The organism is Polaromonas sp. P1_G2, assembly GCF_056405515.1.
Window position 1 is genome coordinate 1 of sequence record NZ_JBFUBY010001408.1, and the last position, 408, is coordinate 408.

1 protein-coding gene is annotated in these 408 nt (G+C 63.0%); it reads right to left on the reverse strand.

The features are described from left to right. A partial coding sequence (locus AC1D0P_RS30805) for an enoyl-CoA hydratase-related protein (protein WP_477680201.1) occupies positions 1 to 391 on the reverse strand: 391 nt, incomplete at its 3' end. Between the last annotated feature and the right edge of the window lie 17 nt (positions 392 to 408).

The following is a 408-nucleotide window of genomic DNA, read 5'->3' on the forward strand; positions in this document are numbered from 1 at the left end:
CACGATCCTTCAACTGCGCGAGCGGCACGCTTTCATTGACAAGCTTCCAGGCCGCCGCCTTCTTGCCGTCGATGAGTTCGCCGGTGAGCGCGTGGTACATGGCGTCGCGCATGGACAACAGGTCTACCACCACCTTGGTTGCCCCACCGCCCGGCAATATGCCCCAATTGATCTCGGACAGCGCGAACTGCGCTTCGTCAGCCGCAACGGCAAGATCGCAGGCGAACAGCGGGCCATAGCCGCCACCGAAACACCAGCCGTTGACCATCGCGATCGTCGGCTTCTGGTACCAACGCAGACGCCGCCACCAGCCATAGGATTCACGCTGCGCACCGCGCATGGCACCAAGGCCCTTGGCCTCGGTCTCACGGAAATATTCCTTGAGGTCCATGCCGGCCGACCATGCCG